The organism is Streptosporangium fragile, assembly GCF_039534445.1.
GTDB lineage: Bacteria > Actinomycetota > Actinomycetes > Streptosporangiales > Streptosporangiaceae > Streptosporangium > Streptosporangium fragile.
In genome coordinates this window covers 55,836-78,759 of record NZ_BAAAVI010000025.1, presented here as the reverse complement: position 1 = coordinate 78,759, position 22,924 = coordinate 55,836, and the positions used below count along the sequence as shown (strand labels likewise).

Sequence of the window (22,924 nt, the reverse complement as noted above, 5' to 3'; positions counted from 1 at the left end):
GGCGGTGCCGGGCGTCCAGGCGTTGAACTGTCACGAACGACGGGCGTACGGTAGGGGTAGTGGCATCCGTCCACGCGCGGCTCCCGACAGGGCGCTGTCTCCAGCAGCCGCAGACAGTGGGGCAATATGACTCGACTTTCCGTCACCGTGGACGCACATCCACACTTCTCCGTCGTAACTCTTCTCGGCGATCTGGACAAGTCCTCAGCGCCCCGGTTGGAAGAGAAACTCGCCGAGCTGATGGAACACGGCCACACCTGCCTGATCATCGACACGGCGAAGCTGGGATTCTGTGACTCCACGGGCATCTGGGTACTGCTGACGAGTCTGCGGCGCGCCTACGAACGGAAAGGATGGCTCCGCCTGGCCGGTGTCCACGGTTTCCTCGGCCGGCTGCTGGATCTGACCCGGCTGCGGGAGGCGTTCCCCATCGACCTCACCGTCGAGGAGTCGATCCGCCAGGTCTCCGACGGCCGCACGGCCTCCAGCGGGAGCATCTCGGCCTCCCGATAGCCTCTCCCCGTCCCCGCACGCTCCTTCCCACCCCCGCGTCCCTTCCCCGGGTGGCGGCCGACATCGGTGAGGACGGGTTCCACGCCCTGTCGCCGGGCGTCCGCGTGCGCGTCGAGGAGGGAGACGATCCCGGACGAGTCGCAGAACGGCACGTGGGTCATCCGGATGACCAGCCGGCGGGGAGAGCCGGCGAGGTCCTCGCCCACCGCGGCGGTCAGCGACTCCCCCGCGTCACGGTCGAGCTCCCCGACGGGGATGAGCACACGGGAGCCGTCAGGGTCCGTCCTTCTCTCCAGGTGAATGGCCATGTCCTTACCACGGGGACTGCCGAGCGACCAGGTATCGTCACATTACCCGACAGATCGGGAGCGAAATGCAGCAGGTCAGCCCCCTGAACGGGGGCGAGATGGGGCAGCGGATCCGCGACCTCGACCGGGGAGGAACCCCGCTCGGGCCGATGGAGCGCCGGCCCGGGGCGTTGCGAGGCGCTCTCGACATCGCCCTGCCGTCCCGCCCCCGGATCACCCCGTTCTGGGGGCCGGAGTACGTCGCCCTCTACAACGACCGTGCATCCCCACCATCGGCGCCAAGCATCCGACGGCGCTTGGCCGGCCCGCCGCGGAGAACTGGGCCGAGACGTGGGACGTCCTCCGCCCGCTCCTCGACCGGGTACGCGAGACAGGCGAGGCGTTCCGGGCGAAACCGGCATTCCCGGCGAGACAGGTTTTCCGGGCGAAACCGGCGTCCGCGGCGAGGCCGACTTCCTCAGCGGCGCGCTCGCCCCGCTGATCGGCGCCGTGCCGACCACGGTCTTCCCCATCGGGGAGACCCGGCTGGCCCGGGGCGACCGGCTGCTGCTGTACACCGACGGGATCGTGGAGAACCGGTCGCTGGACATCCTGAGCGGCATGGACAGGCTCCGCAAGGAGGTCTCGCGCGGTGCCGGCCTCAAACTCGACGCCCTGCTGGAGTCGTTGCTCACGCCGGTCGACAAAAGGGAGAACCGCGACAACGTGGCCCTGCTCGGTTTCGCCCGCGTCTGAAACCCGGACGTCAGTCGCGGGCGACGAGGCGGACGAACTCCTCGAAGGAGAACCGGCCGTCGCCGTCGGAGTCTCCGTCGCGGTTGAGCGATCCGATGGCCTCGGCGGGCAGGCCGGGGAAGCGTTCGCCGAGTTCCCTCTCGGTGATGTAGCCGTCTCCGTCGGTGTCGATGGCGGCGAATTCCTGCCTGAGCTCCGTCAGCCGCTCGCCGGTGGGCTCTGTCGACATGGTGATCCGCCTTCCTGGACATTCCGTACTCGATCAGCAGCCAACTTACGGGAGTAGCCCCTCATACGGCTACACAACCCCATATATAGGGTTTTGCTGGCAATCGTCCGCTTTGCTGGCGCGGCCCATCCGATCCGGGTGCCTAGACTGCGACCATGATTCGCCCCGCAACGCCGGCCGACGTCCCGGCGATCGTCGACATGATCCGCAGCCTGGCGGAGTACGAGAAGTCGCTGGACAAGGTCGAGACCACCGCCGAGATGCTCCACGAGGCGCTGTTCGGCGACTCCCCCGCGGTGTTCTGTCACATCGCCGCCGACGGGGAGGACGTCGCGGGGTTCGCGCTGTGGTTCCTGACCTACTCGACCTGGCTCGGCAGACACGGGATCCACCTGGAGGACCTCTTCGTCCACCCCGACCACCGCGGGCGCGGGTACGGCAGGGAACTGCTCGCCGAACTGGCCCGCATCTGCGTGGAACGCGGCTACGGCCGGCTGGAGTGGGCGGTCCTCGACTGGAACACGCCGGCCATCGAGTTCTACCACTCGCTCGGCGCGGGACCGCTCGACGAGTGGATCCCGTACCGGATCACGGGCCCGGCACTGGAGAGACTGGCCGCCACCGCCGGGAGCGCGGAGAGCACGGAGGGCACGAGGAGCACGCGATGAGGCGTTGAGCCCGCACCGGGCCGCGCCCGCGCGGCGGGACGCGGGCACGTGATGCCTCACCCCGCGGATCGCCGGCGCGCGAGACTCCGGGGAAGGCCGTTCCGGCCACCGCCCGGAACGGCCTCCCCGCTTTCCGCGTGACGCCGCGGCGCATTCCCTTTTCTCTTTCCCCGCGATCCCGCGGCCCGCTCCCGCTTTCCGCGCGCCCCGCCCCTTTCTTCTTTCCGTGCGCCCCCGCCCCCTTCTTCTTTCCACGCGATCCCGCGGCCCGTTCCCATTCCCTCCGCGCGGATGTCACGACGGCCTGGAACCATGAACCTTTCATTCTCCGGCCCTCGCCCCCAACCCTTCCGAACTGCGCCGACGCCCCGCAACGGCAGCGTGGGGAAAGCCCGTCGTTTACACCCCGGCGGGGCCGATCTAAAGTCCGTCTCGCGTGAGCGCCTCACCGCCATTGATCAACGATTCGTCATCCCCCGACAGGGAGGGTAATTCCGTGAGCAAATGGCGAAGTATGGCTGTCGCCGGTGTGACCGCGTTCCTGACCGCGCTGCTCGCACTCGTCCTCGTCCCGCAGTCGGCCTCGGCGCACGGCGCCATGATGGTGCCCGGCAGCCGGACCTTCTTCTGCTGGCAGGACGGCCTCTCGCCGCAGGGGAACATCGTCCCCATCAACCCGGCGTGCTCGGCGGCGGTGGCCCGGAGCGGCGCCAACTCGCTGTACAACTGGTTCGGCGTGCTGCGGTCCGACGGGGCCGGGCGCACCCGGGGCTTCATCCCCGACGGCCAGGCGTGCAGCGGCGGCAACCCCGGCTACAGCGGGTTCGATCTCCCGCACGCCGACTGGCCGGTGACGCATCTGACCGCGGGCGCGTCCATCCAGTTCAAGTACAACAAGTGGGCCGCCCACCCGGGCTGGTTCTACCTGTACATCACCAAGGACGGCTGGAACCCCAACCAGGCGCTCACCTGGGACGACCTGGAGTCCGAACCCTTCCACACGGCCGACCACCCGCCAAGCGTCGGCTCCCCGGGCACCAACGACGCCCACTACTACTGGAACGCCACGCTGCCCTCTGGCAAGTCGGGCCGCCACATCATCTACTCGGTGTGGAAGCGCTCCGACTCCAACGAGACGTTCTACAACTGCTCCGACGTCGTCTTCGACGGCGGCAACGGCGAGGTGACCGGCGTCGGCCGGCCCGGTCCCACGCCCGACCCGACGGTCACCCCGACCGTGACGCCGTCCTCCACGCCGGTCGCCGGATGCACCGCCGCCTACAAAGTCGTCAGCTCCTGGTCGGGCGGGTTCCAGGGTGAGGTGACCGTGACCAACTCGGGCTCCTCCGGCATCAACGGCTGGACGGCGAAGTGGACACTCGCCGACGGCAGCGGCCTCAACAGCCTCTGGAACGCCACCCACACCGTCTCGGGATCGACGGTGACGGCCAGGAACGCCGACTGGAACCGCACCATCGCACCCGGAGGCTCGACCACCTTCGGCTTCACCGGGTCGGGCACCAGCGGTACCCCGACCGTGACCTGCACCAGTCCGTAGCAGGGCGCGGAAGGCGGTCCCCGCGCACCCACCGGCCAACCGCGGGGACCGCCGGCGCGGACCCCCGAACCGTACGGAAGGATCCCCGTGCCGCTCACCAGGAAGATCGCGCCGCTTCTGGGTCTCGTCTCGCTCGGCGCGGCGCTGGCCCTGGTCGCGGCGGCCTGCGTCGCCCGCACCCCGGGCAGCGGGCACACCGCGGCCCACGCGTCCTCCCCGGCCGCGCGTCACGCCGCCCCGGCCGCGACCTCCCCGGCCGCCGGAGGCGGCGTGTCCCCCGCGGCCCGGGCCGCGGGTGCGACGTCTCCGGCGGGCTCGCCCGCGCACCGGGGCGTCGCGCTCGCCCCGCGCCTGGCCACGGTCACCGTGGTGGAGTCGTGGCCGGGCGGCTACCGCGGCGCGGCGACCATCACCAACCGCACCGGGCAGCCGATGCGTGACTGGTACATCCAGTGGATGATGCCGCTCGGAACGACCATCACCCAGGCGTGGAACGGCACACCCATGCAGAGCGGGCCCGTCGGGATGATCCACGCGCCCGCCGAGAAGCCCTCCCTGCCCGCGGGGGCGGCCGTCTCCGACATCGGATTCGTCGGCGCCGCCCGCACCCCACCGGACTTCACCGAGGTCCGCTGCGGCTGACACACCGTCCGCCCGGATCCCGGGACCCGGGCGGACGGTGTGCGACGCGGTCGCCGCGGACCGGCGCGACCCGGGTGAGCCGGGAGTGAGCGGATGTCAGCGGTTCCCGTAGCGCTGCTTGAAGCGCTCGACGCGACCGGCCGTGTCGAGGACGCGGCTGCGTCCGGTGTAGAAGGGGTGGCTCGCCGAGGAGACGTCGACGTCGACCACGGGGTAGACGTTGCCGTCCTCCCACTCGATCGTCCTGGTGCTCGTGACGGTCGAACGGGTGAGGAAGGCGAAGCCGGCGCCCGGGTCGCGGAAGACGACCGGGCGGTACTCGGGGTGGATGCCCTTCTTCATGGCTTATCGGTCCTCTCGGAACGAGACGTACTTGCGGATGATCGGGTCGTACTTGCTGAGGGTGAGCCGGTCGGGGTCGTTACGCCGGTTCTTCCGGGTCACGTAGGTGTAGCCGGTGCCCGCGGTGGACCGCAGCTTGATCACGGGGCGCGCCTCGTTTCTGGCCAACGCCGGCTCCTCTCTGGTTGACGTGCCGTGCGATGATGCTGATAACCGTTTTCATTGCTGAACCATTCCCGCCGGGAGGTCCCGTGTCCACCCCTGTCGTCCTTGTGGCGGGCCTGCACGCCCAGGCCCGCGTCGCCGTCGTCGACCGGCTCCTGCGGGACCACCCCGGAGCCGTCGCCATCCACCACGACCTCCGCGGGATCACCCGTGGCCGCGCCGAGCGCGTCGTCCGCGACGCCTCGGACGTGCTCGAACGCGCGGACGTCCAGTTGGCGCACGGGTGCGTGACCTGCACGGTCCGCGAGGATCTGGTGCCGGAGCTGCTCCGGCACGCGGCGGCCCCGCTGCTGATCGCCGATCTGTGGGATTCGGTGGAGCCCCGCTCGGTGGCCGAGGCGCTGGACGTCGAGGGGGCCGACGGCGTGCTGCGGCTGACCGCCGTGCTGACGGCCCTGGCCGCCGAGCACATGCCGGTCGACATCTGCCGGGGCGACAAGCTCGCCGGGACGGAGCGGCGGGCGGCCCCGGGTGACGAGCGCTACCTGGCCGAGGTGCTGGCCCGGCAGATCGAGTACGCCACCGGGCTGGTGCTGCACACCGGTGAGGGCGACGAGGAGGACATCGAGCTGTCCCGGGCGGTGCTCGGCCACCTGGCGCCGACCACCGAGATCGCGCCGGCCCACGGGGTCCTGCCCGACGTCACCGGTCCGGGGCTGTGCGTGCACGAGCTCGCCGCCCGGGTCGACCCGGCCACCGCCCTGCTGCCCTGCGACTCTCGCACCGGGGAGATCGACACCGTCGTCTGGCACAGGCTCCGCCCGCTGCACCCGGGCCGCCTGTTCGAGGCCGTGGACGAGCTCGTCACCGGGTCGGTCCGCAGCCGGGGCCGCTTCTGGCTGGCCACCCGGTACCGGAGCATGCTGGCCTGGGACGCCGTCGCCGGCATCGTCTCGATCGAGGACGCCGGTCCCTGGCTGGCCGCGCTGCCGGAGGCCGCCTGGGAGACGGTCTCCCCCGCGCGCCGCCTGGCCGCCGCCCTCGACTGGTCGCCGATCGTGGGTGACCGGGTCCAGCATCTCGTCTTCACCGGCCCGGGCCTCGACCGCGACCGCGTCCACGCCCTGCTCGACTCCTGCCTGCTCACCCCGGAGGAGGCGGTCGCCGGCTCCGACGCCTGGAGCCGGTACGACGACCCGTTCGCCGCCGTCCTCGACCTGAAGAAGACCGCTTGAGCTCCCGCCGCGTCCCGCGCCGGCAAGGCCCCGGCCAGGGCGTACAGGCGGGCGCGGGGCGACGGTCGCCCGGGAGTCACCCGCCGGCAACCTCCCGGCCACCCCCCGCCTGTTCGCTGTCCTCCATGACCTGGCCGCACACCGACATCGTCGGACCGGACGTCAGCCCGCCCGTCACCGTCTACGGCGCGGTCGACACCGGTCCCGACGGGGAACTCGCCCACGAGGGCAACCGGGTCCCCGACATCGTCGCCCTCGACGAGCGGCGGCTGGTGGTCGGCTGGCGGGCCGGGGTCCGCGACGCGCGCGACCCGACGCCGACGGACCAGGGCTCGATCATGTTCGCCCGGTCGGACGACGGGGGCCGGACCTGGACGGTGGGCACGCTCGCCAAGGCCACCGCCACCCGGCGCTACCACTACGTGATCTTCCTCAACGACGCGGGCACACTGTACGCGCTGCTCGGCCTGATCCCGGTCGAGCGGGACCGCGACCGCGAGGGCGGCGTCGACGGATTCCCCACCTCGCTGGTGGTCCGCAGGAGCACCGACGGCGGCCGTACGTGGGCCGACTTCCCCGTCACCGTGGACGTACCGGACAACGGCCGGGGCGTGGTCGTCGCCGGCAGGCCACTACGCCTGGACGGGCGCTGGCTCGTCCCGTACTGGCGGCAGGCGGGCGGCACGACCCGGGCGGGCGTGCTGCGCTCGGCCGACCTGGTGACCTGGACCTCCGGCGGGCTCGCGGAGAACCCGCCGGGTGTGGCGGTGGAGGAACCGCAGATCGCGCTCTCCCGGGACGACCCCGGCACGCTCGTGATGGTGACCCGCACGCTGGACCTGACCGGCGGCACCTCCGCGGCGGAGCGCGACGCCCGCTACCGCGCGGGCGCGGCCCACTGCGCCACGGCGACCAGCACCGATGCCGGGCTGACCTGGTCGCGGCTGACACTGGACGAGGACCTGCCCAACTACTACGTCAAGACGTTCTTCACGCGGGACTCGGCCGGACGCCATCTGGCGATCTTCAACACGCTGGCCGGGCCGTTCACCGGCCCCTCCGCGAGCAAGCCCGACCAGTACCGGGAGGTCCTGTACTACAAGGTCAGGCGGCCCGGTGAGCCCTGGGAGCCGGGCCGGCTCCTGGCCGACGGCGCCCGGCTGACCGGCGGCGCCGCCCGCGGGTGGGACGTCTACGCCAGCGCCGACGAGTACGCGCCCGGACGCTTCTTCGTCGTCTGGGAGCACAACCAGACCAACATCAGGGTCGCCCGGCTGGACATCACCCGGCCGATGGACGACGCCCCCCTCGCCGCCGGCGACTGGACCCCGGGCGCCGGCCCGGCGCCGGGCTGGACCCTGGCCGGCGGGGCGCGGGCGGCCGCCGACGGGCTGCGTCTGCGCAGCACCGGCACCGAGGCGTCCCGGGCGTCCTTCGCGCTCGACCCGGCCCGGGGATGCGACTTCACGCTGGAGTTCCGGGGCCGGGTGGACGACGACAGCGCCCTCGACCCGCGTACCGGCAACGGCGTCTGCCTCGGCGCGAAGGTCGCCAACGGCGCCCGGCGGCTCATGCTGACGGTGCAGCGGAGCGGGGTCTGGACGATGCGCAAGGGCTCCCGCGTCTGGGAGAAGGTCTACTCGCTGGACGCGGCCGGGCGGCTCGCGACCTGGAAGGTGCGGGTCGACAGCGCCGGGACGGCCCGCCTGTTCCGTGACGGCGCCGACACCGGGGTGACCTGGGTCGTCCCGGACAGCCGGGAGAAGCCCCAGGTCACGCACTGGGTGACCGGCACCCCGGGCGGGAACGCCGCCGGGGCCACCCTGGAGTGGACCAGGTTGACCCCGACCTTCGGCACGCTCCCCCGGACTCCGGTGACACTTTGAGATCACCGGATCCGCTACGGCGCCCCCAGGTTCCACGCACCGACCATGCCGTCGGCGCTGCCGAGCACCACGATCACCTTGCCGCCGCTCTCCACCACCTCCATCGCCGTGCCGGTGAACTGGAGGGGGATGGGAGTGCCGACGGGGTCGCCCGTCTCCCAGTCCCATACGCGGATGCTGGAGTCGGGATAGTTGGCGTAGGAGACGATGACGGGACGCCCCGCCAGCCGGGTCACGGCGACGCCGCTGGAGGTGGTGTCCGTGGGCCCCGCGGCGATGGGCTCGCCCACGGGCTTCCCGGTGGCCAGGTCCCAGCGGCGCACCGTGCCGTCCTCACCGCTTGTCGCGATCACCGGTCGTCCGCCCACCGTTCCCAGCGCCAGGTCCGTGGAGTGGGTCCCGTGTCCCTGGCCTGTTTCTCCGATGCGCTTGTCCTCCCTGACGTCCCACACCCCGAGGGTGAAGTCGTTGTCGATGCACACCTTGATCAGGCGGCCGTCCAGCGCGCCGTACTTCGCGGGACCCGAGCAGCGCGACGGATCGATGGGCAGGGGGGCGAGGCCGGACCCGTCCAGGTCCAGCAGCGAGTCGTCGCCGGACTCGACCGCGACGATCTGCCTGCCGCTCAGTTCCAGCGCCCCGACCTTGAAGATCTGGTACTCGCTCTTGGCGGGCTCGCCGACGGGGTTGCCCGTGGCGAGGTCCCACCGGCGTACGGTCTGGTCCTCGCCGCCGGACACCAGGAGGGAGCGGCCGTTGTGAACGGTGGCGGCCAGTCCGGCGATCCTGCCCTTGTGCGCCTTCTTGATGGGCGAGACCGCGGTCGCGCCGTTGTCCAGCCTGAACACGTCCACGGTGCCCTTGTCTCCGCCGGTGGCCACGAGTGGCGCGCCACCCGCTGTGGAGACCGCCACCGAGGCCACCCACGGGTCACTCACCCGGGACGTCCACAGGGGCGTGCCGAAGTCGGGCCCGGGAGAGGCGGGAGCCGTGGCGGGAGTCACGGCCGGGGTGGCGGTCGTCCCGGCCGTCACGTTCCTGCGGGTTCCCTCGGCGGCTTCCTCACCGTTGAGGACGTTCACGGCGATCGTCGCGGAGAGCGCCAGGACAAGGGCACCGGCCACCCCTGCCACCCACGGCCACCGGCTGCGCCGGGGTGCCGCCCCCGGTGGAGCGAACGGCGGGTGATCGGCCGGCCCGCCGTGCGGACCGAACGGCGGACGGGCGACCGGGGCCGGGTGTCCGTGGGCGGCCTGCGGCAGGGCGAGCATCACGTCGTTCGCGGTGGGACGGCGTGCCGGATCACCGTCCAGGCAGGCCGGCAGCCACCCACGCAGCGGCTCGGGAAGTCCGGACAGGTCGGGACCGGTTTGCCCCGCCCACCCGGCACCCGCCGGACCGGCGCCGCCACCGGGGAAGGTCACCCCGGTGGCGGCGAACACCATGGTCGCCGCCCAGCCGAACACGTCGGCGGCCGGTCCCGCCGGGAAACCGGCGACCTGCTCGGGCGACATGAACCCGGGGACGCCGGCCGGCCCCGCGACCCCGGTCGCGGCCAAGGCTCGGGCGACGCAGAACTCGGTCACCTTCGGCCCGTCGGGCCCGAACAGGACCCTGTCCGGCCCGAAGTTCCCGTGGACGACCCCCACCCCGTGCATACCGGCCAGTATGGTGATCGTCTCGGCGGCCAGCCGGATCAGGCCCTCGCCCTGGAACGGGCCACCCCGCGTCACGATCCGTCGCAGGGACTCCCCTTTGACCAGTTCACCGGCGATGACGGGGAAGCCGTCGACGACCGTCGCGGAGATCACCCGGGCCGTCCCGGGCAGGGCAACCCACCGGGCTGCCTCGATCTCCTGCACGAAACGTTCCTGCGCCTGCCAGTCGTTCGGCAGGCTGACGTTCAGGACGGTGAGCGCCACCCGCTCACCGGCGGCGTTCTCGGCCAGATAGACGGTCCCGTGGCCGTCCTGATCGAGCAGAGCGAGCAGCCGGTGCTCACCGAGCCGGTCCGGCGTTCCCTGGGGCAGCGGCCAGGGCCCGGCCTCCCCCGTCACCGTGACGCTCCGGAAAGGGGCGTTCCGGGCCGCCGGACGCACGGACCGTCCGCGCGAGACTCGATGAAACTCATGGGACCACAGAACACCAACGGGCTTGTGGATCACTGGAAACGTACTTGTGGGGCACCTGTGGGGACACCCCCGCCGACGGACCCCGCGGGCTGCCGCGATCAGACGGAGCCGCGCAGGTCGGCGGCAGCGGCGGCGTCCCAGTCGACGGCGACCTTCTCGGGGTCCTCGGGGGCGATCCTGACGGGCAGGCGGGTACCGGGCACCGCGCGGTGCAGGTGCGCCGGGGGCACCCGGTGGCCGATCCTGACCTGGTACGGCGCACCCCCGGTGCCCGGGGTCACCCGCAGCGCGAACCCGATGATCGGGTCGCCGTTCTCCGCGGTCATGCCGTCGGTGGAGAAGGTGCCCTCGACCGTGGCGGTGCCCGGCAGCCCCCTCGCGATCAGGTCCGCGGCGGACAGGTACTCGGTGGCCCGCGGTCCGGCCTGGTCGGGGAAGGCGCCCCAGTCGACGGTGAGCCGGTTCGGGTTCACCGGGTCGACCATGACGGCGAGCAACGTGCCGGGCAGCACGGCCCCGACGAGGAGCCGGGGCAGGGTTTCGCGGTGCGGGACGCGGTAGGGAGCCGTGCCCTCGCCGCGGACCTCCAGCTCGAAGGCGACCATCGGCATGTCGTTGACGGTCATGCCGGTGTCGCGCATGGAGACCACCACGGCGGTCGCGGGGACGCCGCCGTCGAGGAGGTCGTCGTTGCCCCGCACCATGTCGTTGACCATGGCGAACAGACCGCCGCCCGCCTTACCGCCGGAGCCGCCGCCCGTTCTGCCACCGAAGCCGCCGCCCGGCTGCCCGGCGTCGAGACCCGACATCATGCCGCGGACCATGTCGGCCTGGGTGATCGCCGTCGCCATGACGATCCCCGCGGCCATGGTGATCCCCCCCGCCACCAGCATCGGGGTCCCCCACCAGGGAAACGGCCAGATCGTCGCCATGCCCAGGACCCCGGCGAGTTCGATGACGACGCCCACCCCCGCCACGACCACACCGAGCTTGAACTTCCGTCCCATCGCCGTTCCCTTTCTCGAAGCCCGTCCGCCTGAGGCCTGTTCGCCCGGCGCCTGCTCGGCGCCCGTTCGCGACGCCGACAGGTAACCCCCGGTCGCTTGCGCACCGGTTGCATCGGGATTACGCGCTCTTTGTCGTCCCGGTAACCGGGTGTCCGTACTCCCGGCTCTCCGGTCCGGCGAGGGGGTGACGCGGTAGCTTGGGACCGCCATCACAGAGGAAGAGAGATCGTGACCACGTCTATTCATCAGCGGATCGCCGACGAGCTGGGTGTGCGCGAGCGGCAGGTACAGGCGGCGGTGGAACTGCTCGACGGCGGGGCGACCGTGCCGTTCATCGCCCGCTACCGCAAGGAAGCCACCGGCATGCTGGACGACACGCAGCTGCGCACGCTCGAGGAGCGGCTGCGCTACCTGCGGGAGCTGGAGGAGCGGCGCACCGCGATCCTGGAGTCGATCCGCGGCCAGGGCAAACTCGACGACGCCCTGGAGGCCCAGATCCTCGCGGCCGACTCCAAGGCCCGCCTGGAGGACATCTACCTGCCCTACAAGCCCAAGCGGCGGACCAAGGCGCAGATCGCCCGGGAGGCCGGCCTCGAACCCCTCGCCGACGGCCTGCTCGGCGACCCGTCGATCGACCCGCAGGCGGCCGCCGCGGCGTTCGTCGGCGAGGGGGTGCCCGACGCCGCCGCCGCGCTGGACGGGGCCCGCGCGATCCTGGTCGAGCGGTTCGGCGAGGACGCCGACCTGGTCGGCGAGCTGCGCGAGCGGATGTGGTCGCGGGGCCGTCTGGTCGCCAAGGTCCGCGAGGGCAAGGAGGAGGAGGGCGCCAAGTTCTCCGACTACTTCGACTTCGCCGAGCCGTTCACCAAGCTGCCCTCGCACCGGATCCTGGCGATGTTCCGCGGTGAGAAGGAGGAGGTCCTCGCCCTCACCCTGGAGCCCGAGCCGGAGCCCACCGGCACGTACGAGGGGCGCATCGCCCACCGCTTCGGCATCTCCGACCAGGGACGGCCCGCCGACGCGTGGCTGGCCGACACGGTCCGCTGGGCCTGGCGCACCCGCATCCTCGTCCACCTCGGCATCGACCTGCGCATGCGCATGTGGCAGGCCGCCGAGGACGAGGCCGTGCGCGTGTTCGCCGCCAACCTGCGCGACCTGCTGCTCGCCGCGCCCGCCGGCAGTCGCGCGACCATGGGTCTCGACCCGGGCCTGCGTACCGGCGTGAAGGTCGCGGTGGTCGACGCGACCGGCAAGGTGCTGGCCACCGACACGATCTACCCCCACGAGCCGCGCCGCCAGTGGGACCAGTCGCTGGCGACCCTCGCCGCGCTGGCCAGAAAGCACAACGTGGAGCTCGTCTCGGTCGGCAACGGCACCGCGTCGCGGGAGACCGACAAGCTCGCCGCCGAACTGGTGAAGCTGGTCCCCGGGCTGACCAAGGTCATGGTGTCGGAGGCCGGGGCCTCGGTCTACTCCGCCTCCGCCTACGCCGCGCAGGAGCTGCCGGGCATGGACGTGTCGCTGCGCGGCGCCGTCTCGATCGCCCGCCGGCTCCAGGACCCGCTGGCCGAGCTGGTCAAGATCGATCCCAAGTCGATCGGCGTCGGCCAGTACCAGCACGACCTGGCCGAGGCCAAGCTCTCCCGCTCGCTCGACGCGGTGGTGGAAGACTGCGTGAACGCGGTCGGCGTCGACGTCAACACCGCCTCCGCCCCGTTGCTCACCCGGGTGTCGGGCATCGGCGCGGGGCTCGCCGAGAACATCGTCCAGCACCGCGACGCCAACGGCCCGTTCCGCTCCCGCAAGGCGCTGAAGGACGTGCCCAGGCTCGGCCCGAAGGCCTTCGAGCAGTGCGCGGGCTTCCTGCGCATCCGCGGCGGCGACGACCCGCTCGACGCCTCCAGCGTGCACCCGGAGGCCTACCCCGTGGTACGGCGGATCCTGGAGCGCACCGGCGGCGACCTCTCCGCCCTCATCGGCAACGGCACGGTGCTGCGCGGCCTCCGCCCGCAGGACTTCGTCGACGACACCTTCGGCCTGCCGACCGTCACCGACATCCTGTCCGAGCTGGAGAAGCCCGGCCGCGACCCCCGCCCGGCGTTCAAGACCGCCACCTTCAAGGAGGGCGTGGAGAAGATCTCCGACCTGAAGCCCGGCATGCTGCTGGAGGGCGTGGTCACCAACGTCGCCGCCTTCGGCGCGTTCGTCGACGTCGGCGTGCACCAGGACGGCCTGGTCCACGTCTCGGCGCTCTCGCACACCTTCGTCAGGGATCCGCGCGAGGTGGTCAAGCCCGGTGACATCGTCCGGGTGAAGGTGCTGGACGTCGACATCCCGCGCAAGCGCATCTCGCTCACCCTCCGCCTGGACGACGACGCCAGGCCCTCGGGCCAGCGCGCCCCGCGTGACCAGCAGGGTGGCGGCGGGCGGCGCGACGGCGGCAACGGCCAGCGAGGCCGGGGCGACCGGCAGGGCCGGGGCGACAACCGCCGTCAGGACCGCGCCGCTCCCGGCGGCGCCATGGCCGAGGCTCTGCGCCGGGCCGGCCTCGACGGCTCCGGCGGCAAGCGGTAGACCCCGGCGCCGTACGGCCGTCCCCGGCGTGTGACGCCGGGGCGGCCGTCCCGCCGAACCGTGACCCGGTGGATCAGCGCAGGCGCTTGATGTCGCCGTACGCGCGGTAGAAGCCGCCGCTCTCGGAGAAGCGGACGCCCTCCACGAGGTAGCGGGCCCCGGCCTCGCGCACGTTCTTGGGGAACTGCACGTTCCGCAGCGGGTCGTAGCCCTCGCTGACCACCCGCACCCGCAGCCGCCCTCCATCCGGGAAGCACTCCACGACCACGCCGGAGCCGGGGGCCTCGTCGAGCGCCACGGTCTCCAGCGCGGCGGTCGCCTCCACCGTGGCGAGGCCGGCGGACGCCTTGACGTCGACCGGCTGGGGGACGGTGCCCTCCTGGGCCGCCCTGATCGCCGCCTCGGTGGCGTCGATGCAGGCCAGGGTGCCGTCGGTGGTCACGATGTAGAGGCGGTCGTCGAGGTACTGCATGGAGAAGGCCGAGCCGCAGCCGGTGGCCAGCTTCCACAGGCGCTCGCCGCTCTGGTCGAAGCAGTAGACCGAGGAGTGGTTGTCACCGGCGAAGACGTAGCGGCCGCCGGGGGCGGTGGCGCAGGAGAAGACGGTGGCGTCGCAGCGGTAGACGGCCTCGGTCAGGCCGTCCGACTTGCGCAGGCGGTGCACGGTGCTGCGCGAGGTCCCGGCGTAGACCGAGTCGGCCTCCTGCCAGCCGAACAGCACCGCGCCGTCGACGGCCTTCTCCCAGACCGGGGTGCCGTCGGCCGCGTCGTAGCGGGCCACCCCGGTGGAGTGGCCGTGGTAGACCGCGTCGCCGTCGCAGCGGACCATCCACGCCGAGTCGCCCCGGCCCTTGCGCGCCCACTGGAACTCGTCCTCGTGGTCGATGGTGGTGATCCGGCCGGCCCGGTCGGAGACGCCCAGCACGCCGTCGTGGATGTCGAGCCAGTAGATGTCGACGTCCTCGGCGATCTCGTACGCCACCCGGGGGACCTTGCCGCTGAGGTCGTAGACCTTGCCGTCGTCGGCGCCCGCGTAGATCCAGAAGTCGTCGGCGACGATGCACTTGACGCCGTCGGGCAGCCGGAAGCGGCCGGTGACGGTGCCGCCGTGGGTGACGGTGTAGACGTCCCCGTTCTGGTTGCCGACCCAGCAGCGCTCGGCGTCGACGAAGATGCCGAACGCCGCCGCGCCGCTGGCGAAGCGCCAGAGCACCGGCGCCTGGCGGGCGGTGGAACGGCTGCTCTGCACGCTGCGCCGGGTGACGGCGCGGCGCTGGCGCACGCCCTGGACCGCGGGGGCGTACCCCTTGCGGACCTTCTCGCTGATCTTCTTCGCCGCGGCGGCCTCGGCCTTGGCCTCGCTGGCGAAGGCCGAGACCTTGGTCTGACCGGATTCGCCGATCCGGCCGTACCTGATCGTCACCTCGGTCCCGTCGAGCACGACCTCGTAGAACTTGTGCGAGCTCCCGCCGTCCTCGGACAGCTCCAGGTACGTGCTCCGCGCGGTCATGCCCCACCTCTCCGTTGATCGAGTTTCCGGGAGCGTATGGCATACAGGTGACAAATCACGAAAAGTAGCGACACGGATTCTCGACGAGCATCCGGTGGAGCCGGGCCTCGCTCAGCCCGCCTCCCGCAGGGCCGGGAGCACGTCGTCGCGGATGTGGTCGTACCGCCGGTCCGGGGCGGCCGGCGGGACGGCCTCGCCCCTGGCCCCGACCACCAGGCCCGTCATGGCCAGCACCGCGACCTCGAAGCCCACCACCAGCCGCTGCGTCACCCCCGCCGGGATGTCGTCGTTGCCCAGCTCGACCCCGAGCATCCGCACCACGTACGGCAGCACCACCAGGACCAGCACCCCCAGCGCGGCCAGGCTGAGCAACCGCACCGGCCGGGCGTACGGGTTGCTCGCGTGCCTCCTGGCCACCAGCAGTCCGGCGATCGGCATCGCCAGGAAGGCCACGAACGCGGCGTACCGGTGGATGCCCCCGGACATCGACAGCGGCACGCCGGGCGCGTCGGTCGGGAAGGCTCCGATCAGCAGCATGCACACGCCCCAGAGCCCGACCAGCAGGGCGGCCCCGCGGTCCTCGCGACGCCGGGCCAGCAGGGCGGCGATGACCGTCGCGGCGGTGGCGAAGAGGGTGAGCGAGAGGGGCAGCAGCCAGCCGTCCGTCTCGAAGGCGTACTCGCTGATCACGGTGTGCACCGGGTCGAGGCCGGTGGCCACGTGCAGCCCGAGCATGGCGGCGGCCCCGGCGCCGATCGCCGCGTAGCCACCGAAGATCATCCTGGTTCCCGTGAGCGCCTGACGTCCCATGGCTCAACGATGGCGACGATCAAGGTTTCGGGACATCGGAGACGGCCCCCGGCCACCCCCTGATCGACCCCGGAGGGACCTCGGGGCAAAGTGGTGCCCACCCTCCGGGGATGCGGCCCGCGCCATGCCCGTGAGCTGCGCGGCGACCGCCGGGAGTAGGGCTGGCCCCATCAGGGACGGGCCCCGGGGACGGACCCGGCTTGACTTCGAGCACGCTCTAAGGAGCAAGGTGGTGTGCATGGGGATGACCATCCAGGAGGCCTCCCGGAAATCGGGGCTGAGCGCGCACACGCTGCGCTACTACGAACGCATCGGGCTCATCCACGAGGTCGGGCGGGACGCCGGCGGGCACCGCAGCTACACGGCGCCGGACCTGGACTGGCTCGACTTCCTCACCAAGCTGCGCGCGACCGGCATGCCGATCGCCGACATGTGCCGGTACGCCGAGCTGCGCAGGCAGGGCCCGGAGACCGTCGCCGAGCGGCGGCGGATGCTCGAGACCCATCGCGAGCGGGTGAGGGCGCAGATCGCGCAGCTGACCGGGGACCTGGAGGTCCTCGACTACAAGATCGACCTATACAAGACACAGGAGCACGTATGAACAAGCGCCGTCTCGGCCGGGGAGGCCCGGAGGTATCGGCCATCGGGCTCGGCTGCATGGGGATGTCGGAGTTCTACGGCCGGGCCGACGAGGCCGAGTCGATCGCGGTGATCCACCGCGCGCTCGACCTCGGGGTGGACTTCCTCGACACCGCCGACATGTATGGCAGCGGTCACAACGAGGAACTGGTCGGCCGGGCGATCTCCGGCCGCCGGGACGAGGTGGTGCTGGCCACCAAGTTCGGCATCGTCAGGACCGAGGACCCGGCCGTCCGCAGGATCGACGGCAGCCCCGAGTACGTGCGCAGGGCGGCCGACGCCTCCCTGCGCAGGCTCGGCGTGGACCACATCGACCTGTACTACCTGCACCGCCGTGACACGACGGTGCCCATCGAGGAGACCGTCGGCGCGATGGCCGAACTGGTCGCCGCGGGGAAGGTCGGCCGGATCGGCCTGTCGGAGGTGAGCGCGGAGACGCTGCGCAGGGCGCACGCCACGCACCCGATCTCCGCCCTGCAGAGCGAGTACTCCCTGTTCACCCGCGGCCTGGAGGAGGAGATCCTGCCGGCCGCCCGGGAGCTGGGCATCGCGCTGGTGGCGTACTCACCGATCAGCCGCGGGCTGCTCGGCGGCACGCTGCCCCCGGCCGAGCAGTTGCCCGACGACGACTTCCGCAAGCGCCTCCCCCGTTTCACCGGGGAGAGCGGGGCGGCCAACGAGGCGCTCGTCGCGAAGGTCCGGAAGATCGCCGACGAGGTGGGCTGCACCCCGGCCCAGCTCTCGCTGGCCTGGCTGCTGTCCCGGGGCGAGGACGTCATCCCCATCCCGGGCACCAAGCGGCTGCGCTACCTGGAGGAGAACGCCGCGGCGGCCGACATCACGCTGACCTCCGAGCAGCTCGCCGCGCTCGACGCGGCCGTGCCCGCCGGGGCGGCCCAGGGCGACCGGTACCTTGACATGTCACCTGTCGAGAAGTGAGTCACGATCCCCCTAGCGGGGGATTTCACGACCCCCGGCCTCCTCTACCCTCGCGTCATGATCTGCCGCCACACCGTCGCGCCATGAACATGCGCCCACCTCCGGCCCCCGTCGATTGGCTGATCGCGGCCGTCATGGCCGCATTCGCGTTCGCCGAGGAACTCGGTGGGCGCACGATGGTCCCCGATCGGGGGCAGCCGCTGTGGTGGCTGGTGGCCGCCACCGCCACCGCGGGCCTGGTGCTGCTCCGGCGCCGCGCCCCTTTCACCGTCCTGGTCGTCTACTCGCTGGTGAGTGCGGCGAGCTTCGCGTACGTCGGCGGGGTCTCATTCGCCTGGCAGTTCTACACCCAGCTCGTCCTGCTGTTCACCCTGGTCAGCGAGCTTCCGCCGCGAGATCCCAGGACCGTGGCCGGGCTCGCGGCGACGGCGCTGTTCATCGGGTCGATGATGTTCACCACCGCGCCGCCCGCCGGACTCGGGGACGTGGCGGTTGTCATGGGGATGGTCTCCATCTCCGCGGGCGCCGGTTTCTCGGTGCACCGGAACCGGCAGATCGCGGTCCAGGCCCGCAAGCACGGTGAGTTGCTCGCCCGCGAGGCGGTGACCGAGGAGCGGACCCGGATCGCCCGCGAACTCCACGACATGGTCGCCCACAGCGTCAGCGTCATGGTCATGCAGACCGGCGCGGCCCGGCTGATGCTCCGTCCCGACCAGCTCACCGAGCGGGAGACCCTGGTCGTGGTGGAGGAGGCCGGGCGGGAGGCGGTCGAGGAGCTCCGCCGCGTGGTCGGTCTGCTCCGCGCCGACTCCGACGAGGACGGGCTGGCCCCGCAACCCAGCCTGGCCCGCCTGGAGGACCTGGTGGAGCAGGTCCGCGACGCCGGACTCGACGTGGAACTGACGGTCGAGGGCGAGCCCGGCCCGATCCCGCCCGGGCTGGAACTGTCGGCGTACCGGATCATTCAGGAGGCGCTGGCCAACACGCTCCGGCACGCCGGGCCCACACGCGCCGCGGTGACCGTCTCCCACCGGCCGCACTCGCTCTTCCTCGAGGTCGTCGACGAGGGCTCCCGCGACGGCCGTACCCGCGCCGAGGGCGCCGGGCACGGCCTGGTCGGCATGCGCGAGCGGGTGGCGCTCTTCCACGGCCGGCTCGCCACCGGCCCGCTGCCCGGCGGCGGCTACGCCGTACGGGCGACGCTCCCGCTGGGAACGCGGTTCTTCGGGGGGACGGCGGTGAGACGGGGGTCCGGGGAGGCCGCGGTATGACCGCCCCTCGGAGAGGCGGCATGGTCACCCCTCGGGGAGAGCGCGCCGCGGCCGGTGGGAGGAGCGGCGGGCCGGAGAGGGCGACCGGTCAGAAGGCGAAGAACACCGTCTCGCCGTCACCCTGGAGCCGGACGTCGAAACGGTAGGACCGCTCCCCGGTGGGCGAGGCGACCAGCGTGCCCCGGCGGGCCGGGTCCACCTCGGCGGGCAGCGGGGCGTCCTCGGTGAGGTAGACCCGGGTCCAGACCGGCTTGAGCAGGCCGCGGGCGAAGACCAGCAGGGGGATGTAGGTCTCCGGCCTGGCCGTGCGGAAGCGGTAGGAGCCGTCGGCCTCGGTCGGGCAGCGACCGAACAGTCCCGGCTGGCAGATCTCCAGCAGCGCGTCGGGCACCGGCTCGCCCGCGCCGTCCAGCACCCGGCCGTGCAGCTCGATCGCGTCCGGGTGGTCCTCGGGCACCGCGAAGGGCCCCTCGGCGAACGGCAGGGCGTGCCCGAAGAACGGGCCCACGGTCTGCGACGGGGTCAGCATCATTCCTCCTCGAAGGGGGTGGCGCCCAGCACGACGTCCCACCGGTAGCCGAGCGCCCACTCCGGCTCGGTGACGTCCAGGTCGAAGGCGGCGACGAGCCGCTCGCGGTGCTTGGGGTCCGGAATCGACTGGAAGATCGGGTCGTAGGCGAACAGCGGATCTCCCGGGAAGTACATCTGGGTGACCAGCCGCTGGGTGAAGGCGGTGCCGAACACCGAGAAGTGGATGTGCGCCGGCCGCCAGGCGTTGGGGTGGTTGCGCCAGGGGTAGGCGCCCGGCTTGATCGTGACGAACCGGTAGCGGCCCTCGGCGTCGGTCAGGCATCGGCCGAAGCCGGTGAAGTTGGGGTCGAGCGGGGCCGGGTGCTGGTCGAGCGGGTGGGCGTACCGGCCGGTGGCGTTGGCCTGCCAGATCTCCACCAGGGTGTTGGGCACGGCCCGCCCCCGGCTGTCGACGATCCGGCCGGTGACGATGATCCGCTCGCCGATCGGCTCAGCGGCGTGCTGCCTGGTCAGGTCGTGGTCCAGCGGCCCGACCGGCTGGTGTCCGTAGACCGGGTCGAGCAGCTCGGCCGCCTCCGGGTCGAGGGCGGGCCGTACCGGCGGCTGCGCGGGCGCGCGCAGGATCGTGCTGGTGTAGGCCGGGGTGAGGTGGTGCGGGTGCGGATCTTCAGTCACGGGGTGCTCCGAAGTCGAAGGGCAGGCCGACGTAGTTCTCCGCCAGCGTGGTCGCGGCGGCCTCCGAGGAGGTGACGTAATCGAGGTGGGAGATCTGCAGGCGCCGCCCGTAGGCGTCGTCGGCGTCGAACGTGTGCAGCAGCGTGGTCATCCACCACGAGAAGTGCTGGGCGCGCCAGACCCGCTTGAGGCAGCTGTCGGAGTAGGCGTCCAGCAGCGCGGTGGAGCCCGTCTCGTAGTACTCCGCCAGGGCCGCGGTGAGCAGCCGGACGTCGGCGACGGCCAGGTTGAGCCCCTTGGCGCCGGTGGGCGGCACGATGTGGGCGGCGTCCCCGGCGAGGTAGAGGTTGCCGTGGCGCATGGGCTCGGCGACGAAGGACCGCATCGCCGACAGGTCCCTGCCGACGATCGGCCCTTCGGTCAGCGTGAACCCCGGGACGGTTTCCAGGCGGGCCCGGAGCTCGGCCCAGATCCGCTCGTCCGGCCAGTCGTCGAGCGAGGTGTCCGGGGGGACCTGGAGGTAGAAGCGGCTGATCTCCGGGGAGCGCATGCTGTGCAGCGCGAAGCCCCGGTCGTTGTGGGCGTAGATCAATTCCTCGGCCGACGGGGGGACCCGGGCGAGGATGCCCAGCCAGGCGAACGGGTAGTCGCGCTGGAAGATCTTCAGCACGCCCTCCGGGATCGACGCCCGGGAGACGCCGTGGAAACCGTCGCACCCGGCGATGACGTCGCAGTCGAGGCGCTCGCCCTGGAAGGTCAGGTAGGGATCCTTCTCCGGCGAGTGCAGCGCGACGTCCGGGACGTCGAAGAGGATCTTCCCTCCGTCGGCCAGCCTCCGGGCGATGAGGTCCTTGACGACCTCCTGCTGCCCGTAGACGGTGATGGCCCGCCCCGGGACGAGCTTCTCGAAGGGGATGCGGTGCGCGGCCCCGCCGTACCGGAGCTCGATGCCGTGGTGCGGCAGCCCTTCCTTGCGCATGCGGTCGCCGACGCCCGCCTCGTTGAGCACGTCCACGGTGCCCTGTTCCAGCACACCGGCACGCACACGCCGCTCGACGTACTCCCTGCTGCGCGACTCCACGACCACTGAATCGATGCCGCGCAGGTGAAGGAGGTGAGACAGGAGTAGCCCGGCGGGTCCGGCGCCGATGATCCCGACCTGAGTTCGCATGCACCGAGCATTCCGCACCGCCGTCCCGTCCGCGCCACTATCTTCCGTTCAGCGGAAAAGTCCAGCTCCGGCGTTGGTCGGCGCAGGGTCGCGGAAGGGCCGGAGAAGGAACCGGCGAGACCGCGGGACAGCCGGCGGGAGGACGCGGAGGGCGGGACGACCGGTGAGGGCTCGCGGTGGGGCCGCAGGAGATCAGCGCAGACTCGCGGCGAGGTCGCGGGAGAGGGCGCTGGCCGCGGTGAGCACGGCGGGCGCCAGCCGCCGCAGGTCGGCGTTGTGCCGCCAGGCCACCAGCGACAGCGCCGCCGCCACCCGGCCGTCACGTCCCCGTACCGGCACCGCGACCGAGCAGGTGCCCACCGACATCTCCTCCTGCGTGCAGGCGACGCCGGTCCGGCGGACCTCCGCCAGCTCGGCGCGGAGCCGCGCCGGATCGACCACCGTGTTCGGCGTGTACGAGGGCAGCTCCTTGGCGAGCACCCGCTCCACGGTCTCGTGGTCGGCGAAGGCCAGCAGAACCTTGCCCACCCCGGTGGCGTGCAGCGGCAGCTCCCCCGCCACGCGCGAGACGATCGGCACGGACGTGGGCCCGCGCAACCGCTCCACATACAGCGCCCGGTCGCCGCGGAGGACCGCGAGCTGCACGTTCTCCCGGGTGGCGGCGTAGAGGTCCTCCATGTACGGCAGGGCGAGCTCACGCAGTTCCCGCGGCTCGGCCGCCTGGGCACCGATCTGCCACAGACGCATCCCGACCCGGTACGACCCCCCGGGGAGCCGCTCCAGGAACCCGCCCTCGACCAGCTCTCCGACGAGCCGGTGGCCGGTGGCGGGGGGCAGCTCGGCGCGGCGGCAGATCTCGGTCAGCGTCAGTCGCACGTCTCCCGGCAGGAAGGCACCCAGGATGGCCATGACCTTCCCGGTGACCGTGGGCGCCCTCACCCGTCCCAGCCTAGAGCTTGTCCGAGGTCCGGATCTCAAGTAGGGCGGAGACTTCGGATCCGCAGGATGGTGTCTCTCGCACGCCCGCAACCGGGCGATGCCGGGTACGAAGGCCTCGGTCAAGGATGGCCAGCGGTTTTGCGAGCCGCCTGTGAGCCACTTGTGAACTGTTTGACGGTTATCGGCGGATCGATATACGGGAAACTGTCGAACCGATTTTTGCGTGACCGTCCTTGACGACGTCAACGCCGCCCTCGGCACCGGCAAGGGCCGCCATTGACTGTCACAAATAGCCTCAATTGCTTCACAAGATTGAGAAATCAGCATGGCCATGTCCGAACCAACCGGTTCCGCATCTCACGCGGATCCGCTTCCCAGGGAGAACCTCATGGAACGCGGTCTGAGCCTCAACCACAACGAGATCCTGCTGGACATGATCGTGGTC

Annotated in this window: 22 protein-coding genes and 1 pseudogene; 11 read left to right on the top strand and 12 right to left on the bottom strand. The window is 71.9% G+C overall.

Features of this window, described 5'->3' with window-relative positions:
• Positions 1-147: 147 nt before the first annotated feature.
• Positions 148-513: an STAS domain-containing protein gene (locus tag ABD841_RS18665; RefSeq protein ID WP_344973105.1), complete on the top strand. Its 366-nt coding sequence runs from the start codon at positions 148-150 to the stop codon at positions 511-513.
• A 68-nt stretch (positions 514-581) separates the two neighbouring features.
• On the opposite strand, the pseudogene ABD841_RS40865 reads toward ABD841_RS18665, so the two are convergent.
• A pseudogene (locus ABD841_RS40865) lies at positions 582-821 on the bottom strand (STAS domain-containing protein); the annotation flags it as partial.
• A gap of 258 nt (positions 822-1,079) precedes the next feature.
• Here ABD841_RS40865 and ABD841_RS18660 point away from each other — a divergent pair.
• On the top strand, positions 1,080-1,556 hold the full coding sequence (locus tag ABD841_RS18660; RefSeq protein WP_344973103.1) for a SpoIIE family protein phosphatase: 477 nt from the start codon (positions 1,080-1,082) through the stop codon (positions 1,554-1,556).
• 10 nt (positions 1,557-1,566) lie between these two features.
• On the opposite strand, the gene ABD841_RS18655 is transcribed toward ABD841_RS18660, so the two are convergent.
• Entirely contained in the window at positions 1,567-1,785 is a 219-nt protein-coding gene (locus ABD841_RS18655) for an EF-hand domain-containing protein (protein ID WP_344973101.1), read from the bottom strand.
• Between the two features lie 155 nt (positions 1,786-1,940).
• Here ABD841_RS18655 and ABD841_RS18650 point away from each other — a divergent pair, with 155 nt between their 5' ends.
• The 3 genes from ABD841_RS18650 to ABD841_RS18640 all read left to right on the top strand — a co-directional run bounded on the left by ABD841_RS18650 (position 1,941) and on the right by ABD841_RS18640 (position 4,653).
• Positions 1,941-2,453, top strand: a complete 513-nt coding sequence (locus ABD841_RS18650) for a GNAT family N-acetyltransferase (protein ID WP_344973100.1) — start codon at positions 1,941-1,943, stop codon at positions 2,451-2,453.
• A gap of 514 nt (positions 2,454-2,967) precedes the next feature.
• Positions 2,968-4,011, top strand: coding sequence for a lytic polysaccharide monooxygenase auxiliary activity family 9 protein (locus ABD841_RS18645; RefSeq protein WP_344973098.1), 1,044 nt, complete (start codon positions 2,968-2,970; stop codon positions 4,009-4,011).
• Positions 4,012-4,098: 87 nt separating this feature from the next.
• A complete protein-coding gene (locus ABD841_RS18640) occupies positions 4,099-4,653 on the top strand; it encodes a cellulose binding domain-containing protein (RefSeq protein ID WP_344973096.1) in 555 nt (184 codons plus the stop codon).
• Positions 4,654-4,749: 96 nt separating this feature from the next.
• Here ABD841_RS18640 and ABD841_RS18635 read toward each other — a convergent pair whose 3' ends face one another.
• Together ABD841_RS18635 and rpmG are read right to left on the bottom strand one after the other, a co-directional pair.
• A complete protein-coding gene (locus ABD841_RS18635; RefSeq protein WP_344973094.1) occupies positions 4,750-4,995 on the bottom strand; it encodes a type B 50S ribosomal protein L31 in 246 nt (81 codons plus the stop codon).
• A 3-nt stretch (positions 4,996-4,998) separates the two neighbouring features.
• The gene (gene rpmG / locus ABD841_RS18630) at positions 4,999-5,163 is read right to left on the bottom strand and encodes a 50S ribosomal protein L33 (RefSeq protein WP_344973092.1); all 165 of its coding nucleotides are present in this window, start codon (positions 5,161-5,163) and stop codon (positions 4,999-5,001) included.
• A gap of 83 nt (positions 5,164-5,246) precedes the next feature.
• On the opposite strand from rpmG, the gene ABD841_RS18625 reads away from it, so the two are divergent.
• Positions 5,247-6,395: a CobW family GTP-binding protein gene (locus tag ABD841_RS18625; RefSeq protein ID WP_344973091.1), complete on the top strand. Its 1,149-nt coding sequence runs from the start codon at positions 5,247-5,249 to the stop codon at positions 6,393-6,395.
• A gap of 125 nt (positions 6,396-6,520) precedes the next feature.
• Complete coding sequence (locus tag ABD841_RS18620) at positions 6,521-8,281, top strand: sialidase family protein (protein WP_344973089.1); 1,761 nt, start codon at positions 6,521-6,523, stop codon at positions 8,279-8,281.
• Positions 8,282-8,295: 14 nt separating this feature from the next.
• Here the strand turns inward: ABD841_RS18620 and ABD841_RS18615 are convergent, their stop codons facing one another.
• Positions 8,296-10,338: a protein kinase domain-containing protein gene (locus ABD841_RS18615; RefSeq protein WP_344973087.1), complete on the bottom strand. Its 2,043-nt coding sequence runs from the start codon at positions 10,336-10,338 to the stop codon at positions 8,296-8,298.
• 173 nt (positions 10,339-10,511) lie between these two features.
• Positions 10,512-11,420 carry a hypothetical protein gene (locus ABD841_RS18610; RefSeq protein WP_344973085.1) on the bottom strand — a complete coding sequence of 303 codons (909 nt, stop codon included), beginning with the start codon at positions 11,418-11,420 and terminating at the stop codon, positions 10,512-10,514.
• A 228-nt stretch (positions 11,421-11,648) separates the two neighbouring features.
• Between ABD841_RS18610 and ABD841_RS18605 the strand changes: the two genes are divergently transcribed.
• On the top strand, positions 11,649-13,994 hold the full coding sequence (locus ABD841_RS18605) for a Tex family protein (RefSeq protein WP_344973084.1): 2,346 nt from the start codon (positions 11,649-11,651) through the stop codon (positions 13,992-13,994).
• Positions 13,995-14,067: 73 nt separating this feature from the next.
• Here ABD841_RS18605 and ABD841_RS18600 read toward each other — a convergent pair whose 3' ends face one another.
• Together ABD841_RS18600 and ABD841_RS18595 are read right to left on the bottom strand one after the other, a co-directional pair.
• Entirely contained in the window at positions 14,068-15,504 is a 1,437-nt protein-coding gene (locus tag ABD841_RS18600; RefSeq protein WP_344973082.1) for a WGR domain-containing protein, read from the bottom strand.
• Positions 15,505-15,615: 111 nt separating this feature from the next.
• Positions 15,616-16,314: a DUF998 domain-containing protein gene (locus ABD841_RS18595; RefSeq protein WP_344973080.1), complete on the bottom strand. Its 699-nt coding sequence runs from the start codon at positions 16,312-16,314 to the stop codon at positions 15,616-15,618.
• Between the two features lie 238 nt (positions 16,315-16,552).
• Here ABD841_RS18595 and ABD841_RS18590 point away from each other — a divergent pair, with 238 nt between their 5' ends.
• From ABD841_RS18590 to ABD841_RS18580, 3 genes are all read left to right on the top strand, one after another.
• Positions 16,553-16,915 (top strand): MerR family transcriptional regulator, encoded by a 363-nt coding sequence (locus ABD841_RS18590; protein ID WP_344973078.1) that lies wholly within the window; start codon positions 16,553-16,555, stop codon positions 16,913-16,915.
• Positions 16,912-17,892, top strand: a complete 981-nt coding sequence (locus ABD841_RS18585; RefSeq protein ID WP_344973076.1) for an aldo/keto reductase — start codon at positions 16,912-16,914, stop codon at positions 17,890-17,892. The genes ABD841_RS18590 and ABD841_RS18585 overlap by 4 nt, the downstream gene beginning before the upstream one ends.
• Positions 17,893-17,975: 83 nt before the next feature.
• Entirely contained in the window at positions 17,976-19,163 is a 1,188-nt protein-coding gene (locus ABD841_RS18580) for a sensor histidine kinase (RefSeq protein ID WP_344973074.1), read from the top strand.
• A gap of 88 nt (positions 19,164-19,251) precedes the next feature.
• Here ABD841_RS18580 and ABD841_RS18575 read toward each other — a convergent pair whose 3' ends face one another.
• The 4 genes from ABD841_RS18575 to ABD841_RS18560 form a co-directional block, all read right to left on the bottom strand.
• Complete coding sequence (locus tag ABD841_RS18575; protein WP_425582002.1) at positions 19,252-19,692, bottom strand: peptidase associated/transthyretin-like domain-containing protein; 441 nt, start codon at positions 19,690-19,692, stop codon at positions 19,252-19,254.
• Positions 19,692-20,369, bottom strand: coding sequence for a protocatechuate 3,4-dioxygenase subunit beta (gene pcaH / locus ABD841_RS18570; RefSeq protein ID WP_344973071.1), 678 nt, complete (start codon positions 20,367-20,369; stop codon positions 19,692-19,694). Before pcaH ends, ABD841_RS18575 begins: the two co-directional genes overlap by 1 nt.
• Positions 20,362-21,540 (bottom strand): 4-hydroxybenzoate 3-monooxygenase, encoded by a 1,179-nt coding sequence (locus tag ABD841_RS18565; protein WP_344973069.1) that lies wholly within the window; start codon positions 21,538-21,540, stop codon positions 20,362-20,364. Before ABD841_RS18565 ends, pcaH begins: the two co-directional genes overlap by 8 nt.
• Before the next feature lie 192 nt (positions 21,541-21,732).
• A complete protein-coding gene (locus ABD841_RS18560) occupies positions 21,733-22,479 on the bottom strand; it encodes an IclR family transcriptional regulator (RefSeq protein ID WP_344973067.1) in 747 nt (248 codons plus the stop codon).
• Between the last annotated feature and the right edge of the window lie 445 nt (positions 22,480-22,924).